The organism is Klebsiella sp. HMSC25G12 (genome assembly GCF_001807705.1).
GTDB lineage: Bacteria > Pseudomonadota > Gammaproteobacteria > Enterobacterales > Enterobacteriaceae > Klebsiella > Klebsiella variicola.
On record NZ_KV789804.1, the window covers coordinates 108464 to 127275 of the forward strand.

The window sequence follows — 18812 nt, forward strand, 5'->3', positions numbered from 1 at the left end:
GCGCTATCGCTGAACGGGGATGATCTCCACGCCGCACTGCACCAGCTGCTGGCGCAGCGCGGCGTCGGGTTCACCGTCGACGATAAGCGTACTGGCGAGGTTCAGTTCGCCGATGGCAAAGGCTGACGCGGCGTTGAGCTTCTCCCGGGACGCCATCACCACGGTTTCCGCCGCTCTGGCCGCCAGTGCGCGTTTGATGCCCGCTTCTTCATAATCACCGGTAGTGAAACCTGCCCGCGGGTGGATGCCGGTCACCCCCATAAAGAACAGATCGGCATTGATCCGCGCCATACCCGCCAGCGTCTCGGCGCCCACAGCGACGACCGAATGTTTAAACACTTTGCCCCCGAGCAGGATCACCTCGATTCTCGGGTGGTCCACCAGCGCCACGGCGATGCCGGGGCTGTGGGTGACCACCGTACAGTTCAGTTCCGCAGGTAAAAAGCCGATCATTGCCGCAGTGGTGGTGCCGCCATCGACAATCACCACCTGTCCTGGCTGGATCAGCGCGGCGGCGGCGCGGGCGACCGCCTGCTTGGAGGCGATCTGCACGCTTTTGCGCGTTTCAATAGGCGCAATAGCGGCAGAAACCGGCAGTGCGCCGCCGTGGACCCGCTGCAGTTTTCCTTCCGCCGCCAGCTCGCGCAGATCGCGGCGAATGGAGTCCTCGGAGACGTTGAACCGCTGGCTTAGCTCCCCGGACATCACCTGTTTTTCCTCGGTGAGGATCTGGAGGATCTGCTGTTTTCTCTGACTGGCGAGCATGATTTTTCCTTCACGAATGATCTTGTTTGTGCCTGATTATGCATGTTATGGTGCCGGCTGTCATCTCAAAGGGGATATAACATGCAAACTCACGCACCGCACGTCCGCCACGTTCGCGAGACGCTGCTCTCTGACAACTGGTACACCCTGAAAAAATATACTTTTGAACTGCTGCGCCGGGACGGTTGCTGGCAGGAGCAGAGCCGGGAAGCCTATGATCGCGGCAACGGCGCGGTCATTTTACTCTATAACCGTGAGAAGCGGACGGTGGTCCTGACGCGCCAGTTCCGATTTCCGGTATTTATCCACGGTCACGATGGGTATCTGATTGAGGCTGCCGCCGGGCTGCTGGATAACGCCTCTCCGGAGGCGCGGATCGTTGCCGAAGCGGAAGAGGAGACCGGCTTTCGCGTGACGCGTGTCGAACCCGTCTTCACTGTCTTTATGAGTCCAGGCTCCGTGACCGAGAAGCTCTACTTTTTTATCGCGGAATATCAGGCCGATGACCGTCGGGGCGACGGCGGCGGGTTGGCGGCAGAAGGTGAGGATATTGAAGTGCTGGAGTGGCCGCTGGCGCGGGCGCTGCAGGCTATTCGCGATGGCGAGATCATGGATGCGAAAACGATAATGCTGTTGCAGCATCTGGCGCTGAATGCCGATACGCTCCTCGCCGGCTAAGCGGCAAGGAGCAGGGGAGATTAGCGCAATTCGCGGGCAATGGCGCTGTACATCAGCGCCGCTTCCAGCGGCTGGGCGTTGAAGGACGGTTCCGCCTGCGGCCAGGTCGACCACTGGACGATCACCAGATGTTCCGCGCGGTTCACCATGATCACCTGGCCATAGATCCCCAGCGCCCACAGCGAGCCCTGCAGTCCTTCCTGCGGCGTCGGCTGTACGTGTTGCGCATTGGCCGGAATGGCGTTGTTCCACCACTGATAGCCGTAGATACCTTGCGGATGCGCTGCTGAAACCGAGTTCAGCGCTTTTGTCCAGCTTGCGGCCTGGTCGAACCAACCTGCGGGCACCAGCTGTTTGCCGTTGCTTAACCGACCATCGCGGGCGACAAACTCGCCAAAGCGGCCCCAGTCTTCGAGGGTGGCGTTAAAGCCGTGGGCGCCAACATCATGCTTCCCTTGCTGATAAGCATGCCATACGCCATCGTGGGCCATACCCGCAGGCTGCCACAGCGACTGCTCAAGCCAGGCGGCCAGCGACATACCGGTCGCGCGTTCCAGCACATCGCCCAGCAACCAGGCGCCGCCGGAAGAGTAGGACCACTGCTCGCCTGCCGGGTGTTTACGCGACAGCGTCGACACAATTTTACGTACGCAATCATAGGCGCCGGGCTGCGCTTCACACTGGGTCAGGCGGGCAAAGTGCGACTGCGGATTGGTGTAATCTTCATTCCAGTCCACGCCGCTGGTATGTTGAATGAGTTGCCTGAGCGTTACACCGTCCCAGGCGGTGCCTTTTAGTTCGGGTTCATAAACGGTAATCAGGTCATCGAGGGAGTGGATTTTCCCCTGCTGAATGGCGATGCCCACCAGCGTCGAAACCACCGATTTCCCCACCGAGCGAGAGGTCCACAGCGTGGTATCGGTGTTGCCGTTGCCAAGGTATTTCCAGGCGACTTTGCCATCTTTCAGCACCAGCATGCCGCTGACGTTCTCGCGCTTCAGGTAATCCTGTAGCGTCCAGGTGTGGCCGTTGAGGGTATAGCTGGCGTGGGTCAGTGGCTTTTCAGCACGCTCCAGCGGGACCGCTGCGCCGTGGCGGAAGACGTCTCCGGCATAATTGCGATAGTCGTTACGAAAGCCAACGACGCGTGACGCCTGATCCCAGGTGAGCATGTCTTTGGCCGCGGGTAGCGTTTGGTCGTAAGGGGTGGGGCAGACATCCAGCGTCAGGTCGCCGCAGTTTTGCGCCATCGCCGCTGCCGGCAGCGCCGCCAAAATTAACGCCAGAGCCAGTGGTTTTTTTATCATTTTTATTTCCTCGTTTGCCATAGATTCGCTGCGCAGTATATAAATCGGCTCGCGAAGGCTAAAATCAGCATAGGGGGGATTTTCCCCCGCAAGGGAGAGAGGGATGAAAACCCTGCAGTATTCTTTCGCACAGATTGAGGCCTTCGCCACCATCGCCGAAACTGGCAGCCTGTCGCAGGCGGCCATTCGTTTAGCTAAAGACCGGACCACGCTTCGCGATCTGCTGGACTATCTGGAAGATGCGCTGGGCTACCGGCTGTTCAGCCGTGAAGGGCGTAGCCTGACGCTAACCGCCGAAGGCGAGCAGCTTTTTCGCCAGGCACACCTGCTGTTGCGTCAGGCGCAGGCTTTCGAGTCTTTTGCGCAAACGCTGCCGCAAACGGCCTGGCAGGCGTTACGTCTGGTGTACGATCCCTTCGTGCCGCGTGAATTTCTCTGTTTGCTGGCTGATACGCTTGCCCGGCGGCAGATCCGTTTAAGCTGCTGGAGCGCCTCGCGGCGCGAAGCCGAGCAGGCGCTGAGCGAGGGCATCGCGGATATGGCCATTTGCCAGGCTAATAATCGTACGCTGGGCAGCGAAATGGAGTGGCGGGCGCTGGGCACCGTTGATTTACGTTTTTACGCCGCGCAAGGATTGTTTACTGACGCCGCACGGCCGCTGACATTGCTGAATTTATCGCTAACGCCACAGCTGGTGATGCACCGGCGCAGTGACGATCAGATCGCCCGCCGGCTACAGATATCCGGCCATACGCTGTATATGAATGAAATCGCGCTGCTGCGCCATGCGATGGAGCAGGGGATGGGCTGGGGGTTTTTACCGGAACATTTACGGCCAGGCGAGTGGCAGGGGGTTGCTGAAATAGCTACCGAGGTCGGCAGTCAGGGACTGAACGTGACCATGGTGATGCTCTGGCTGCCCGGCATGAATAAGCACCGGATGCTGAGCGACCTCGTGGACGAGGCGCCGGAACTTTGGCGGCGCCGATAACAAAACGCCCCGGGTCAGAAGACACCAGGGCGTTTGCCATACAACTTGCTATCGGCGATTACGCGCGAACGAAGTCGATGTGGGTCAGTTTCGGCTTGAACGCGTGACGCTGAACAGCCTGAACTTTAACTTTCTCTTCTTTGCCATCGATAACGAGGGTCACAACTTCGCCGTAAAATTCAGCTTTATCCTGCATGTTCCACAGTTTGTCGTGATCCAGTTCGATAGCAACCGGAGCAGCTTCGCCACCGTAGATGATTGCCGGGAACTTGTTAGCTGCGCGCAGGCGGCGGCTCGCACCCTTACCCTGCTCTTTACGTACTTCTGCGTTGATAGTAAACATTGATGTCTCTCTATATATAAAGCCTGCAACAGGCGACCCAGCTGCAGGCAGATTATCTGCTTTGCGAATGCAAAAGCGGGCGGCATTATAGCCGCCAATCGGCACAGCGGCAATCAAAACCTCAGTTTTTGGCGGATTAACGCAGCTCATTGGCGCGACGGAAACGGCCCTGATAATCGAATACTTTTTCCCGCACCTGCCAGTATTGCCCCTTCATTCGGGCGACGACAAAGTCAGGATGGCGCAGCAGCGCCTGCTGGGCAATGATATCCGCCGGGGTTATCCAGCGTAACGGCACGCCCGGCGTACGGGTATGCGGGCGGATAAACAACTGCTCAAAGGCGGTACGCTGGGCGGGCGTTTGCAGACGGAAGCGCTCACTCACGTCGGCGCCGTCCTCATCATAGTAGGTGATTTTCAGCCACGGGCCTTTCTCGTCGCTACCGTGCTGCATAGCCATGCCGCTGCAGCGCAGCACCAGCGCGTCCTTTAGCTTCAGCGCCGCCTTCAGCATATCGTCCGGGTCGACCAAAATCGTGTCGCACTCGCGGCAGCGGCGGGCGGCGATATCGTTTTCCGCGTTGCACTGCGGGCAGTTTTTGAAGCGAAAGCGGAAGTCGCACTGTTCGCGGTGGCCGTCATCATCTTCAAACCAGCCCTGGCAGCGGCGGCCAAAATGCTCAATCAAGGTGCCGTCGGCGGTGGTTTTGCCCCAGAAGGTGTTGGCGAAACCGCAGGCCGGGCAGAAGACCTGCACCGGTACGTTGTCGCTTTTCCCCTTCGGCGTCCCCACTTCCGGGGCGTACAGGTCATGCGGGTTGCCGGCGTAGTCGAGGATCAGGCAGTCGGTTTTGCCCGGCGCCAGGCGCAGGCCGCGGCCAACGATCTGTTGGTAAAGACTCACCGACTCGGTGGGGCGGAGGATGGCGATCAGGTCAACGTGCGGGGCGTCGAAGCCGGTGGTCAACACCGCGACGTTCACCAGATAGCGATACTCCTGCGCTTTAAACGCCTCGATAATGCGATCCCGCTCTGGTCCAGGCGTTTCCCCGGTGATCAGCGCGGCTTGCGCCGCCGGCAGCAGACCGGTCACTTCCCGGGCGTGTTCCACGGTGGCGGCGAAGATCATCACCCCTTTACGGCTTTCGGCGAACTCCACGATCTGGCTGACGATATGCGGTGTTATGCGCTGCTGTTTTTTCAGTTCGTGGTTAAGATCGGCTTCGCTGAACAGGCCGTTGCTTTGCGCCTGCAGACGGCTGAAATCGTACTGCACCACCGGCATATCAAGGCGTTCCGGTGGCGTCAGGTAGCCGTGCTTAATCATATAGCGCAGCGGCAGCTCATAGATGCAGTCGCGAAACAGTGCTTTCTCATCGCCACGTACCATGCCGTGGTAGTGAAACTGATAGATCCAACCCTTGCCGAGGCGGAACGGGGTAGCCGTCAGGCCGAGCAGCCGGAGCTGAGGATTCACCTGCCGCAGGTGGCTTATGATCTGTTGATACTGGCTGTCGTCGTCATCGCTAATACGGTGGCATTCATCGACGATGAGCAGCGAAAATTCACTGTGAAACTGATCGAGGTTGCGCGCCACCGACTGCACGCTGCCGAACACCACTTTGCCGTGGCTTTCTTTACGCTGCAGACCAGCGGCAAAGATATCCGCCTCGAGGCCAAGGGCGCAGTATTTCGCATGGTTCTGCGCCACCAGCTCTTTGACGTGGGCCAGCACCAGCACGCGGCCGCGGGCCAGCCGGGCAAGCTCGGCAATCACCAGGCTTTTGCCCGCGCCGGTGGGCAGGACAATGGTCGATGGCTCGGTATGGCGACGAAACCAGGCGAGGGTGGCATCGACGGCTTCTTGTTGGTAGGGGCGTAATGTAAAAGTCATGAATTCACGGGGCTAATTAACTCGCGAATAGTATGCCATGAATCTTTTCCCTTGAGTGGTGTTAAGAGCCCGTTATACTAGCCAGTGAAATTCTTCTTTTTCGGGCGAGTTGCCCGCTCCAGCACTATTACAGGCTAAAAAAATTCATGCGACTTGATAAGTTTATCGCTCAGCAGCTTGGCGTCAGCCGGGCTATTGCCGGGCGTGAAATCCGCGGCAGCCGTGTTACCGTGGACGGCGACATTGTGAAAGATGCCTCTTTTAAGCTCCAGCCAGAGCACGAGGTGGAATATGATGGCAATACGCTGACCCAGCAGAACGGCCCCCGTTATTTTATGCTGAACAAGCCGCAGGGTTACGTCTGTTCCACCGACGATCCCGATCATCCGACTATCCTTTATTTCCTCGATGAGCCGGTGGCGCACAAGCTGCACGCCGCCGGGCGCCTGGATATCGACACCACCGGGCTGGTGCTGATGACCGATGACGGCCAGTGGTCGCACCGCATTACCTCGCCGCGCCACCATTGTGAAAAAACCTACCTGGTGGAGCTGGAAAGCCCGCTGGCGGAAGGGACCGCAGAGCTGTTTGCCAAAGGCGTCCAGTTGCACAATGAAAAAGATCTCACTAAGCCGGCAGTGCTGGAAGTGATCACCCCGACCGAAGTGCGCCTGACCATCAGCGAAGGGCGCTACCATCAGGTGAAACGCATGTTCGCCGCCGTGGGCAACCATGTGGTTGGCCTGCACCGGGAGCGCATCGGCGATATCCTGCTGGATGACGCGCTGGCGCCGGGTGAATATCGTCCGCTGACGGAAGCGGAAATCGCCAGCGTAGGCGCCCCGCAGGCACGGAGTAAAACGTGACAGTGAAGCAGAATTCTTCTCTGGGAATTGTGTTTATCCTCGGCCTGCTGGCCATGCTGATGCCGCTGTCGATCGATATGTATCTTCCGGCGCTGCCGGTGATCGCCGCCCAGTACAACGTCCCGGACGGCAGCGCGCAGATGACGCTCAGCACCTATATCCTGGGCTTTGCGCTGGGTCAGCTGCTGTACGGGCCGATGGCAGACAGCCTTGGTCGCAAGCCGGTGATCCTCGGCGGGACGCTGGTGTTCGCCGCGGCGGCGGTGGCCTGCGCCCTTTCGCAGACCATCGATATGCTCATTGTCATGCGTTTCTTCCACGGTCTGGCGGCCGCGGCCGCCAGCGTGGTGATCAACGCCCTGATGCGCGATATCTATCCGAAAGATGAGTTTTCACGGATGATGTCGTTTGTCATGCTGGTGACGACCATTGCGCCGCTGGTGGCGCCGATGGTTGGCGGGGCGGTGCTGGTCTGGTTTAGCTGGCATGCCATCTTCTGGATCCTCGCGCTGGTGGCCCTGCTGGCCTCGCTGATGATCGGCCTGTTTATCCGCGAAACGCTGCCAGCTGACAGGCGTCAGCCGTTCCATCTGCGCACCACGCTGGGTAATTTTGCCACTCTGTTCCGTCACAAGCGGGTTCTGAGCTATATGCTGGCGAGCGGTTTTAGCTTCGCGGGGATGTTCTCGTTTCTCAGCGCCGGGCCTTTTGTTTACATCAATATTAACCACGTCGCGCCTCAGCACTTTGGCTACTATTTTGCGCTGAACATTGTTTTCCTGTTCCTGATGACCATGTTCAACAGCCGGTTTGTGCGGCGGGTGGGGGCGTTGCGCATGTTCCGGGCCGGGCTGTGGATCCAGTTTGCCATGGCGGTATGGATGGTGGTTTGCGCGCTGCTGGACGTCGGCTTCTGGTCGCTGGTGATCGGCGTGGCGGCCTTTGTCGGCTGCGTATCGATGGTGTCGTCTAACGCCATGGCGGTGATCCTCGATGAGTTTCCGCATATGGCCGGCACCGCTTCGTCACTGGCCGGAACGTTTCGTTTTGGTATCGGGGCGATCATTGGCGCGCTGCTGTCGATGGCGACGTTTACCACCGCCTGGCCAATGCTGATCTCTATTGCCTTCTGCGCAACCTGTTCTATTTTCTTCTCGCTTTACGCTTCCCGTCGGCGAAAAATCGCACACTAGGTCACATTTTCAGGGGCGAAATCGCCCCTTTCTTGATACATGTCAACCAGAATGAGCTTCAGGGTTCTGCGATTTGTTTCCTTTATGTAAAATCAATTAGTGTAAAAAGTCGCATTGTTGCGATAAAAAAGTTGTTTTGGATCACAGAAACGGGTACATATAGCGCCAATCGGCTCGCCGGGTATAAAAATAACGCGCTGGATTATAAGTGCTTAGCCCTGGCCCGCCGCGGCTGTAAACGTTTTCTGCGTCAAGGCAGGACTATTTGTCAACAGTGTGTTAATATTGATGTAAATTTATTGTGAAGCCTTTTGCTTCCGGGGAAACCACGTGAATACACAACAACTCTCTATCGTACACCGTCTGCCGCAGAGCTATCGCTGGCTGGCCGGTTTTGCGGGTTCCAGAGTTGAACCGATTCCGCAAAACGGCGCGCAGAACGAGAACAGTCTCGTTGCCCTGAAACTGCTGAGTCCGGACGGTGAAAAAGCCTGGCCGGTTATGCATAAGCTCAGCCAGGCGTTAAGCGACATCGAAGTCGACTGTTCCGTCCTTGAGTGCGAAGGCGAACCCTGCCTGTTCGTTAACCTGCAGGATGAATTCGCCGCCACCTGTCGTCTGAAAAATTTTGGTGTGGCCATCGCCGAGCCCTTCTCCGGCAACAACCCCTTCTGACCGTCAGCTCAGCGCCAGCAGCTGGCGGGTATATTCGTGCCGGGGTGCGCTGAAGACGGACTGGCACTCGCCCTGTTCAACCACCTCTCCCTGACGCAGCACCATCACCTGATGACACAGCGCCCGCACTACGCGTAAATCATGACTGATAAAAATATAGGCCAGCTGATGCTTTTGCTGTAACGCTTTCAGCAGGTGCAGGATCTGCGCCTGAACGGTTTTATCCAGTGATGAGGTCGGCTCGTCGAGGACGAGCAGCTGCGGCTTGACGATCAACGCTCTGGCGATGGCGATACGCTGGCGCTGACCACCGGAGAAGGCTGCCGGGTAGCGCTGGCGGCTGGCCGGATCGAGGCCGACCTCCTGCATGGCGAGGATCACTGCCTGTTCGCGTTCGGCTGCCGTCAGCGTCGGCTGGTGGACGCGCAAGCCTTCCTCAATGATCTGCTGCGCCGTCAGGCGCGGATTGAGCGACGAGTTCGGATCCTGAAAAACCACCTGCATTTGTCGGCGCAGCGGCAGCAGCTGTCGGCGGTTACGCCCCTGAATCGGCTGGCCGGCAAAGGTTATCCTGCCCTCGGATGAGATCAGGCGCAGCAGCGCCAGACCGGTGGTGCTTTTTCCCGATCCCGATTCGCCCACCAGCCCCAGCGTCTCGCCGGCGCGTAGCTGAAAACTGAGGCTGTTGACCACCCGATGGTGATCGACCACCCGGCGCAGGATCCCTTTGCGAACAGGAAATGCCACGTTTAAATCGTCCGCCTGCAGCAGCACCGGGGCATCAACGGCCAGCGGCACCGGCTCACCGTCTGGTTCGCTATCCAGCAGGCGTTGGGTGTAGGGATGCGCCGGCGCGCTGAACAGCGCCCGACAGTCATTTTGTTCCACACAGCGGCCGTTCTGCATCACCGCTACCCGGTCAGCCAGCTGACGGACAATGCTCAGGTTATGGGTGATAAACAGCAACCCCATGTTCAGCTCCCGCTTTAGCTCGCGCAGCAGCTGCAGGATCTGCGCCTGCACTGACACGTCCAGGGCGGTGGTCGGTTCGTCGGCGATCAGCAACTCCGGGCGCGTCAGCAGCGCCATGGCGATCATCACCCGCTGGCGCTCGCCGCCGGAGAGCTGATGCGGATAGTCCGCCAGACGCCGCGGCGCCTGACGGATCCCGACGCGCTCCAGGCAGTCGAGGATCTCCCCGCGCGCCGCCTCTTTGCGCATTCCCCGGTGTAACGACAGCACCTCATAGAGCTGTTTTTCCAGGGTATGCAGGGGGTTGAGCGACACCATTGGCTCCTGAAAGATCATCGCGATCCGGTTGCCGCGCACGCCGCGCAGGGTCGACTCATCCGCATGCAGCAGCGACTGGCCATGAAAGCGGATATCGCCGCTGGGGTAGCTGGCCGGCGGGGTGGGGAGCAGCCGCAGCACCGACAGCGCGGAGATGCTTTTTCCTGAGCCGGATTCGCCTACCAGCGCCAGCGTCTCACCGACTGCCACCTCGAGCGACAGATTGTGCACCACGGTCTGCGTCTCGCCCTGCTGGCGAAAGGCAATAGAGAGATTGTCGATAGCTAACAGCGGGTGGGTCATATTACACCGCCTTACTCGGATCAAAGGCGTCGCGAACCGCTTCACCGATAAAAATCAGTAGCGTCAGCAGTACGGCGACGGAGAGAAACGCGGCAATGCCCAGCCAGGGCGCCTGCAGGTTGTTTTTTCCCTGCAGCAGCAGCTCGCCGAGAGAGGGGGAGCCGAGCGGCAGACCGAAGCCGAGAAAATCCAGCGACGTCAGGGTGGTAATGGAGCTGCACAGGATAAAAGGCAGGAAGGTGAGGGTCGCCACCATTGCGTTAGGCAACATATGCCGCAGGATGATCTGCCGGTCGCTGACCCCGAGCGCCTGCGCCGCCCGGATGTAGTCGTAGTTGCGGGTGCGAAGAAATTCAGCGCGCACCACGCCCACCAGCGTCATCCAGCCAAAAAGGACGGTGATCGCCAGCAACCACCAGAAGCCCGGCTGCACGACGCTGGAGAGCAGGATGATCAGAAACAGGGTCGGCATCCCGGACCAGACTTCGATAAAGCGCTGGCCCCAGAGGTCGATTTTGCCGCCATAGTAACCCTGTATCGCCCCGGCCAGCACTCCCAGCACGCTGGAGAACAGCGTCAGCAGCAGACCGAAGAGCACCGAGATGCGCGTACCATAGAGGATCCGCGCCAGCACATCGCCGCCGTTGGCGTCGGTGCCAAGCCAGTTGCTGGCCGAGGGCGGTGATGGAAAGGGGACGGTGCTGGCAAAATTAATAGTCGTGGCGCCGAAGCGCACCGGCGGCCATAGCGCCCAGCCGTGGGTGGCCAGCTGGTGCTGTAGCCAGGGATCCTGATAGTCGGCGGCGGTGGCAAATGCGCCGCCAAAGGTTTGCTCGGTGTAGTTTTTTAACACCGGCACATACAGCTGGCCCCGGTACTGCACCAGCAGCGGGCGATCGTTGGCCAGCAGCTCGGCGCCGAGGCTGCAGAAGAAGAGAATTAAAAACAGCCACAGCGACCAGTAGCCGCGACGGTTGTGACGAAAGCGCGCCCAGCGGGCCTGATTAACGGGACTGAAGAAAGACATTAGCGGCCCTCAAAATCAATGCGCGGGTCGACCAGCGTATAGCTGATATCGCTGACGATATTCAGCAGCAGGCCAATCAGAGTGAAAATATAGAGCGTGCCGAACATCACCGGATAGTCGCGGGAGACCGTCGCTTCATAGCCCAGCAGACCCAGGCCGTTCAGCGAGAACATCACTTCGATCAGCAGCGAACCGGTAAAGAACATACTAATAAAGGTGGCCGGGAAGCCGGCGATCACCAGCAGCATGGCGTTGCGGAACACATGTCCCCAGAGGATCTGTTTCTCACCGACGCCTTTGGCGCGGGCGGTGACCACATACTGTTTGCGGATCTCGTCGAGGAAGCTGTTTTTGGTCAGCATGGTCAGGGCGGCAAAGCCGCCGATCACCGTCGCCAGCACCGGCAGGGTGATGTGCCACAGGTAGTCGAGGATTTTCTGATACCAGGGAAGGGTGTCGAAGTTCGGTGAGACCAAACCGCGCAGCGGGAAGAGGTCGAAATAGCTGCCGCCGGCAAAAATCACGATCAGCAGGATGGCGAACAGAAAGGCGGGGATCGCATAGCCAATAATAATCAGCGTACTGCTCCAGATATCAAAGCGGCTGCCGTTGCTGACCGCTTTGCGAATACCCAGCGGAATGGAAACCAGGTAGATAATCAGCGTACTCCACAGTCCGAGGCTCACCGAGACCGGCAGGCTGTCTTTAATCAGCTGCAGTACTGAGGCGCTGCGAAACAGGCTGTCGCCAAAATCAAAGCGCAGATAATCGCCCAGCATCTTCAGGTAACGCTCGTGCAGCGGCTTGTCAAAGCCGTAGCGGTGGGTGATCTCGGCGATGACTTCCGGATCAAGGCCCCGCCCACCGCGATAGTGCCCCTCGCTGATGTTCCCTGCGCCGGTGCGGGCATGGCTGGCGCCCATCCCGCCGTCGCCGGCACCCGGCATCCCGCCGTGCTGACCAAATTCGATGGCGGCGATGGCCTGATCGACCGGGCCGCCGGGTGCGATTTGCACAATAAAAAAGTTAATGGTGATGATGGCCCACAGGGTGGGGATCACTAACAGCAAACGGCGGATCAGGTAGCTGCCCATGGGATGTCCTTAACGTCTGTCCGCGGGGAGGGTGGCCGCTTTGTTCACGTCGTACCACCAGGTATCGAGCCCGGAGGAATAAATGGGGCGGGTCTCGGGGAAAGAGAACTTATTCCACCACGCGGTGCGGTCCTGCGCCATATACCACATCGGCAGCATGTAGTTATTCCAGGTGAGCACGCGGTCCAGCGCCCGACCGAGGGGGATCAGTTTCTGCTTATTGCCCTGCCACTGCAGGATCTGCGCAATCAGCTTATCCACTACCGGGCTTTGCACCCCCGGTGCGTTATAGCTGGAGTGAATATAGTCTGAGGCCCAGGAGATTTGCAGGTCGGTGCCGGGCCAGGGCATGGCACGCCACAGGCTCGGCATCATGTCGTAATCACGGCTGCGGCGACGGTTGCTGTACTGCGAGTTATCAACCTGACGAATATCCATGACGATCCCCAGGCGCTGCAGGTTGTGCTGAAACGGCAGCACCCAGCGGTCATTGCCACCGGCTGGCATCAGCAGTTCGAAGCGCAGCGGCTTGCCGGTGGCGGCGTTGACCCGGCGCTGGTTTTTTACCGTCCAACCCGTCGCATTGAGCAGGGCATCGGCTTTGAGTAAGTTGTCGCGGTCGAAGCCATCGCCGCGGGAGACCGGCGGCTGGTAAACCTGGCTGAAGACCTCCGGGGGCAGTTCGTTTTTCATCGGCGTCAGCAGGGCCAGCTCGGCGGCGTCGGGCAGGCTGCGGGCGGCATATTCGGTGTTCTGGAAATAGCTGTTGGCGCGCTGATAGGCGCTGTAAAACAGCGCCTTGTTCATCCATTCAAAATCGAACGCCAGGGTAATGGCCTCCCGCACCCGGCGATCGGCAAAAACCGGGCGCTGAATATTGAACGCCAGCCACTGGGTATCCTGCGCCGAGGTATTTGTATGCTCATCTTTAATAATGTAGCCGCGGCTGAAGTTGCGACCGACGTAGCGGGTAGCCCAGTTTTTGGCGACGGTCTCTTCCCGGCGATCGACGGCTCCCGCTTTAAAGGCTTCGAAAGCGACATTGTCGTCGAGATAATAGTCATAGCGCAGCGTATCGAAATTCCAGCGACCCCGGTTGACCGGCAGGTCGGCCGCCCAGTAGTCGGCGACGCGTGAATAAGTAATGTATTGCCCCATTCGCCAGGCGCTGATGCGGTATGGCCCGCTGGCCAGCGGCGGCTTCGACAGCGGGTCGCTGAGTTTGTGCTGGCGCCAGAACGACTCAGGCATCACCGGCAGGCTCAGCAGACTCAGCATGTTCTCTTTGCCGGGCTGGCCGAGGTCGATTCGTACGGTCAACGGGGCGATGGCCTTAACGGTGGTGCCTTTATAAAACAAACGGAACTGTGGCACCCCTTCGGTCATAAACTTGTTGAAGGTAAATGCAACGTCCCGGGCGGTGATTGGCGTGCCGTCATGGAAGCGGGCGTGCGGGTTGAGAGCGATCTCCATCCAGGAATAGTCCTCGGCATAGCGCGCCCGCTCGGCAATCAGCGGGTAGTAGCTGCCGGGCTCATCATCCGAGGTGGTGAACAGGGTATCGTAGAGCGCCTCAGTGCGCACGGCGGGATTGCCGCGCAGTGCGTAGCGGTTGAAGTTATCAAAGGTGCCGATCGCCGCCAGGGTGAGGGTGCCGCCTTTCGGCGCCTCAGGATTGACATAATCAAAATGGCTGAAGCTGGCGGCGTATTTGGGTTCACCGATAATCGCAAAGGCGACGCTTTCTTTTATTGTTTGCGCCTTAGCGCTAAGGCTAAACAGAGCAAGCAGAATTAAAAAGAGGCGCGCATACATAGGCGGCAGAATACCTTGTCACGGTCGGCCCCCATAGCCGACCTCTGTTCCCGCATCATATGTGAGACTTAGCGCGTTGTGAAATAATTCGCAGGTTCATCATGCGCGGCGACCAGCGCCTCCAGCGATAGCGGACGGCTTATCCAGTACCCTTGCAGGAAATTGACGCCCTGGGCACGAAGCCACTCCGCCTGTTCCTGGGTCTCCACTCCTTCAGCGACGGTCATTAATTTCAGCCGGCGGCTGAGGGTCAGTACCGCATCCAGCACCGGCGAGGTCACGGTTTCGGTGCCAATCGCCTGCACAAAGCCGCGATCGATCTTCAGATAATCGAAGTTATAGCGTTCGAGATAAATCAGCGCGCTATGCCCGGTACCAAAATCATCTATCGCGATTTCAAAACCCTGCTGGTGGAGCCAGGCGAAGTTAGCGATCGATTTTTCTTTATCAATCATGGCCCGCTCGGTCACCTCCAGCACCACGTGAAAATGGTCGGCGGGCAGCGCGGCGGCAAAGCGCAGCATATCGTCGCGGAAGCTGTCAGCCTGCAGATGGGCAGGGGAAATATTCAGCCCCAGCTTGACGCCGCGCGGCAGGATCCGTTTAAGCACTTGACCATCGCTGGCGATCAGCGCCAGCAGGTGATGGGTCAGCGGCACGATCATCTGCTGGGTTTCCGCCAGATTAATAAAGACGTCGGGCGGGATTTCACCCACCACCGGATGGCGCCAGCGCATGAGCACCTCCACGCCGCTGATACGCAGGGTCTGGGCATTCACGACCGGCTGATAGACGACGTAGAACTGGTTATTTTTGATCCCCAGCAGTATCGATTTTCGCGGATCGGATTTGATCGTCAGCACGTAATAACAGAGCAACCCCGCCAGCAGGCCGCACACTACCCCGAGCAACAGGGCAAACTGTGTATTTTCCGCCAGCCAGCTGTTGGCATACAGGTAGACCTTCAGCGGTAAACCGTCGATCTGTACCTGGCGGATCGGTTCGTTATGCAGGGTTTGCGGATCCACCAGCCGATTACTGAAGGTGGAGATGGCGGTGTGACCGATGGCCAGCGCAATACCGCTGAAATCATTTTGTCGTGCGGAATAGAGGATGTACGGCGTGAGATTGGCGTTGATCGATACGAAAATGCCGCTGTTTGCATCATCGGGTTTGCTGACCCATAACGCCAGCGCTGCGCTTTTCGGCATCATCGGCGTACCCGGCAAAATCGCCATATCAACGGGTTTGCGAATATCGATCGCCGGGATAAGCTGAGTAAGGGGCGTATTCATGGCCCCTGTCGCCGAGGAGCAAAAGACGACGCCGTTTTTAACCAGCAGAAACGCGCGAACGTTGGGGCTGAAAGCGGCATGGGAGGTGAGTCCGGAGTCGATATTCTCGCAGGGCTGATCCACCAGCGGCTGCAGGCCATCAATGGTTTCACGGAGATCGTGAAAATAGCTTTTCAGGTAAGTGTCAACGTTGTTGAGAATGGCGTCGAAACGCTCTGCCCGGTTATGGTAAATCACCATAAACTGAATGCAGCCGGCCAGCAGCGCGACGATAATCCCCACGCACAGGCTGGTTAACCAGATTTTACGCTGGGGTGAAAAGTAGCGAGTAAGCATAGCTATAGTCTTTCCGTGTTATTGAATCCCATCAACGGTTTGTCGGTCGTCGTTTTTCTCATTCCCACTTAAAAGACATAGCTTATTTTGCGGCGTTCAGAATCAGGTGGCAAAAAAAAACACTGCCGGGGCAGTGTTTTTTTATCCCGCCTCCAGCCAAGGGATAACCGGCGGCGGTAGAGGACAGTTTACGAGCGGCTCAGAACTCGACGCGCTTCGTTGTAGCGCTTTTTCCAGTACGGTTCATCCATGCTGGAGATGGTCACCCCGCTGCTGGTGGAGGCGTGAACGAACTGGTTGTTGCCGAGATAGATCCCGACGTGGCGGCCGGTAGAGCCGGCGCGGAACAGAACCAGATCGCCAGTACGCAGCTGGGTACGGGAAATCGATTTTCCGGTTTCCTGCTGTTCAGAGGTTGAACGCGGCAGTTCCAGACCAAATTGTTCGCGGAAGGTGCGCTGCACAAACGCTGAGCAGTCGATACCTTTACGGGTGCTGCCGCCGAGGCGGTAACGCACGCCTTTCCAGCTGGCATACTGATCCATTAAACGGGACTTCACGTCCAGGTTACGGACCATCGTTTCAAATTCATCCTGAGAGGCTTGCAGTGATGATAAATCGCCACTACCCACAGCATGCGTCTCAGAATGCATATTCCTGGCGGTACTTGTTGAACTACACGCGGAAAGCAGAACCGCTACTGCAATCGCGGGGGCTACCCGCAAGATGTATCTCAAAATCGGCTGAGATTTGACCATGCTGTTTATTTTCCCTTGTTGTCCTTAACGACAATGTCGTTATAAAAAATGCCAAACGTGTTAGAGCCTAAATACCCATCCGCAATGAGACAATTCCTTAAGCTTAAATTTGTGCAGTCACGCACAAATTTATTCATGCCCTGAATTAATGTTGCGGAAAAGGCAAAACGAGAACGAGATTACCCTATCAAACGCCGCATGGCGAGCGGTTTTGCGCGATTTCTTATAAGTATTTTGGTGACAAAAAGTGAATCATCGGGAAAGGACAAAATAGCGCCAGTATCGGGTAAAAAACAGACAATTCCTTCATTTGTCACGGGATTAATGTGACAAGAAGATGAACATCATGTTGAAAAAAAGCGCAATTGAAAAAGGGGACCCAAAAGGTCCCCTTATAGATAATGACGCCAGACGGCGACCACGACATTATTTGGCCGATATTCCGCCGGGCAGAGAGCGATCGAAAAGGGCGATCAATTTATCGCTCAGCGGTGTCATCAATACCCACGGCGCGCCAATCAGCACGGCGGTCAGGGAGCCGACGGCAATATCGCTGAACCAGTGAGCGCCAATCATGACGCGCGGGAAAGCAAAGACCACAAATATCACCAGCGCCACGGTTAGCGCGCGGCGGCCGAAATAGCGCCACATAAAGCTCGCGAAGATCAGCAGCATCATCCCATGATCGCCAGGGAAGCTGTCCTTGGAGGCGTCTTTGGTGGGGAAATTGACGACATCGCTGACGCGGGTGACATCGTGGAAAAACAGCGACGGGCTGGCGCGCTGTACCGGCATCAGGTGCTGCGCCAGCTGGTTAATGATCACCGCGGCCAGCAGCATCACCAGGCCCATGATGGCAATCTGGCGACGGCCTGCTGGCGGCGCTTTAAGCCAGTAGCGGAGCATCAGGCAGCCCATCGCCAGCAGCGAACAGGCGTCGAAGGCGCGATTGTTGATGATCGCCAGCAGCCAGGCATAGGCGTGGCTGAGGCTGACGCCATGGTTAAAGAAATGGAAGATCGCGGAGTCGACCGGCGACCAGGCGCCGTGGTTGACCGGCAGATACCAGGAGCAAAATAGCGCCACACCCGCGATGTTAAGCAGCAGAATTAAAGGAATTCGGTTTTTCATCATAGCCATTGCGATTTTGTGACAGTCGGCGGCAACCTTAGCCGCCTCAACTTAAACGAAGCCTCAACAGTGAGGTCTGGAGCGCGTTCCAGTCGGCTTCGTTCGCCGAGATAAGCTCGATTCGGCTATCGGGTGGGGGGACGCTCAGAGTCTCGATATGCCAATCCTCGCCCTGGCGGTTGATCCTCACGGCCCCTTCGGCAATGCGCATCACGCCTTTGACGCGCGCCACGGGCGCCAGCCGTGCCCATTCGAGCAGGCCGATGGTCTCAAAGACCGTTTCCGCGTCGAAAATCCAGCCGCAGGCCTGATAGCCCTGGCCGTTGTTGAGGTGGCGGCGCCAGCGCTGGTGCTCGGGCAGGCTGAGTGCGGCGAGACCGCTGGTCGGGCGAGAGTGGTGAACATGCTCCGCGCTCGCCGGCAACGGGGCGGTGTTGCGGCGCGGCTCATCGAGCAGGGCGAGGTCGATATTACCCTGGGTTGTCGACACCTTGCGACGATCGCCGCCCCAGCGCTGCCACCAGTCGGCCAACGCCTGGGCGCTTTCGGGCGTTTCCCGATCGTTTTTATTGGCCACAATGATGTCCGCCGCGGCCAGCTGATCGCGGAAATTGTCGTTATTGACGACTTTTTCATCCAGCAGCTGACGGGGATCGAGGATGCACACCGTAGCGCGTAGATCGATCCAGGGTTCATACACCGCTGCGGTGAGGATATCGAGGATCTGCTTCGGATGGCCAAGGCCGGTGGGTTCGATCAGCAGGCGATCGGGTTTACCCTGGCGCAGCAGGGTATTCAGCCCAACCTGCATCGGCAGGCCGTTAACGCAGCACATGCAGCCGCCGGGGATCTCTTTGAGCAGGGCGCCGCTGTCGGCCAGCAGCGCGCCGTCTATCCCGACTTCGCCAAACTCATTCACCAGTACGGCCCATTTTTCATCCGCAGGCTTCTGCGCCAGCAGATGAAGAATTGAGGTCGTCTTACCGCTGCCGAGAAAGCCGGTGATCAAATTGGTTCTGGTCACTCTTTTCTCCAGGATAAATGTAATGTT

General features: G+C 58.3%; 17 protein-coding genes. 5 read left to right on the forward strand and 12 right to left on the reverse strand.

Annotated features, from left to right (window positions below; genetic code table 11):
* Positions 1-3 precede the first annotated feature (3 nt).
* Entirely contained in the window at positions 4-765 is a 762-nt protein-coding gene (locus HMPREF3096_RS03100; RefSeq protein WP_023323040.1) for a DeoR/GlpR family DNA-binding transcription regulator, read from the reverse strand.
* 81 nt (positions 766-846) lie between these two features.
* Between HMPREF3096_RS03100 and HMPREF3096_RS03105 the strand changes: the two genes are divergently transcribed.
* A complete protein-coding gene (locus HMPREF3096_RS03105) occupies positions 847-1443 on the forward strand; it encodes an NUDIX domain-containing protein (protein WP_038421545.1) in 597 nt (198 codons plus the stop codon).
* Between the two features lie 20 nt (positions 1444-1463).
* Here HMPREF3096_RS03105 and HMPREF3096_RS03110 read toward each other — a convergent pair whose 3' ends face one another.
* Positions 1464-2750, reverse strand: coding sequence for a serine hydrolase domain-containing protein (locus HMPREF3096_RS03110; protein WP_012541013.1), 1287 nt, complete (start codon positions 2748-2750; stop codon positions 1464-1466).
* A gap of 103 nt (positions 2751-2853) precedes the next feature.
* Between HMPREF3096_RS03110 and HMPREF3096_RS03115 the strand changes: the two genes are divergently transcribed.
* Positions 2854-3741 carry a LysR family transcriptional regulator gene (locus HMPREF3096_RS03115; protein ID WP_008803999.1) on the forward strand — a complete coding sequence of 296 codons (888 nt, stop codon included), beginning with the start codon at positions 2854-2856 and terminating at the stop codon, positions 3739-3741.
* 58 nt (positions 3742-3799) lie between these two features.
* On the opposite strand, the gene rplY is transcribed toward HMPREF3096_RS03115, so the two are convergent.
* Positions 3800-4084: a 50S ribosomal protein L25 gene (gene rplY, locus HMPREF3096_RS03120; protein ID WP_008804000.1), complete on the reverse strand. Its 285-nt coding sequence runs from the start codon at positions 4082-4084 to the stop codon at positions 3800-3802.
* A gap of 136 nt (positions 4085-4220) precedes the next feature.
* Positions 4221-5978 carry a DEAD/DEAH box helicase gene (locus HMPREF3096_RS03125; protein WP_070544287.1) on the reverse strand — a complete coding sequence of 586 codons (1758 nt, stop codon included), beginning with the start codon at positions 5976-5978 and terminating at the stop codon, positions 4221-4223.
* A gap of 146 nt (positions 5979-6124) precedes the next feature.
* On the opposite strand from HMPREF3096_RS03125, the gene rsuA reads away from it, so the two are divergent.
* The 3 genes from rsuA (at position 6125) to HMPREF3096_RS03140 (ending at position 8712) form a co-directional block, all read left to right on the forward strand.
* The gene (rsuA, locus tag HMPREF3096_RS03130; RefSeq protein WP_023298006.1) at positions 6125-6844 is read left to right on the forward strand and encodes a 16S rRNA pseudouridine(516) synthase RsuA; all 720 of its coding nucleotides are present in this window, start codon (positions 6125-6127) and stop codon (positions 6842-6844) included.
* Entirely contained in the window at positions 6841-8037 is a 1197-nt protein-coding gene (locus HMPREF3096_RS03135; protein WP_008804003.1) for a Bcr/CflA family multidrug efflux MFS transporter, read from the forward strand. The genes rsuA and HMPREF3096_RS03135 overlap by 4 nt, the downstream gene beginning before the upstream one ends.
* Positions 8038-8367: 330 nt before the next feature.
* Positions 8368-8712, forward strand: coding sequence for a YejG family protein (locus HMPREF3096_RS03140; protein ID WP_002912974.1), 345 nt, complete (start codon positions 8368-8370; stop codon positions 8710-8712).
* A 3-nt stretch (positions 8713-8715) separates the two neighbouring features.
* Here the strand turns inward: HMPREF3096_RS03140 and yejF are convergent, their stop codons facing one another.
* The 8 genes from yejF to HMPREF3096_RS03180 all read right to left on the reverse strand — a co-directional run bounded on the left by yejF (position 8716) and on the right by HMPREF3096_RS03180 (position 18785).
* Entirely contained in the window at positions 8716-10305 is a 1590-nt protein-coding gene (gene yejF / locus HMPREF3096_RS03145) for a microcin C ABC transporter ATP-binding protein YejF (protein WP_022065452.1), read from the reverse strand.
* Between the two features lies 1 nt (position 10306).
* Complete coding sequence (locus HMPREF3096_RS03150) at positions 10307-11332, reverse strand: microcin C ABC transporter permease (protein WP_012541016.1); 1026 nt, start codon at positions 11330-11332, stop codon at positions 10307-10309.
* On the reverse strand, positions 11332-12426 hold the full coding sequence (locus HMPREF3096_RS03155; RefSeq protein ID WP_008804006.1) for a microcin C ABC transporter permease YejB: 1095 nt from the start codon (positions 12424-12426) through the stop codon (positions 11332-11334). The genes HMPREF3096_RS03150 and HMPREF3096_RS03155 overlap by 1 nt, the downstream gene beginning before the upstream one ends.
* Positions 12427-12435: 9 nt before the next feature.
* Positions 12436-14241, reverse strand: a complete 1806-nt coding sequence (locus HMPREF3096_RS03160) for an extracellular solute-binding protein (protein WP_063105985.1) — start codon at positions 14239-14241, stop codon at positions 12436-12438.
* Positions 14242-14309: 68 nt separating this feature from the next.
* Positions 14310-15872, reverse strand: coding sequence for a cyclic di-GMP phosphodiesterase (locus HMPREF3096_RS03165; RefSeq protein WP_012541019.1), 1563 nt, complete (start codon positions 15870-15872; stop codon positions 14310-14312).
* A gap of 188 nt (positions 15873-16060) precedes the next feature.
* Positions 16061-16630, reverse strand: coding sequence for a bifunctional murein DD-endopeptidase/murein LD-carboxypeptidase (gene mepS / locus HMPREF3096_RS03170; protein WP_004201653.1), 570 nt, complete (start codon positions 16628-16630; stop codon positions 16061-16063).
* Between the two features lie 426 nt (positions 16631-17056).
* Positions 17057-17770: a phosphatase PAP2 family protein gene (locus tag HMPREF3096_RS03175; protein WP_162494464.1), complete on the reverse strand. Its 714-nt coding sequence runs from the start codon at positions 17768-17770 to the stop codon at positions 17057-17059.
* 37 nt (positions 17771-17807) lie between these two features.
* Complete coding sequence (locus tag HMPREF3096_RS03180) at positions 17808-18785, reverse strand: CobW family GTP-binding protein (RefSeq protein ID WP_070544290.1); 978 nt, start codon at positions 18783-18785, stop codon at positions 17808-17810.
* Positions 18786-18812 lie beyond the last annotated feature (27 nt).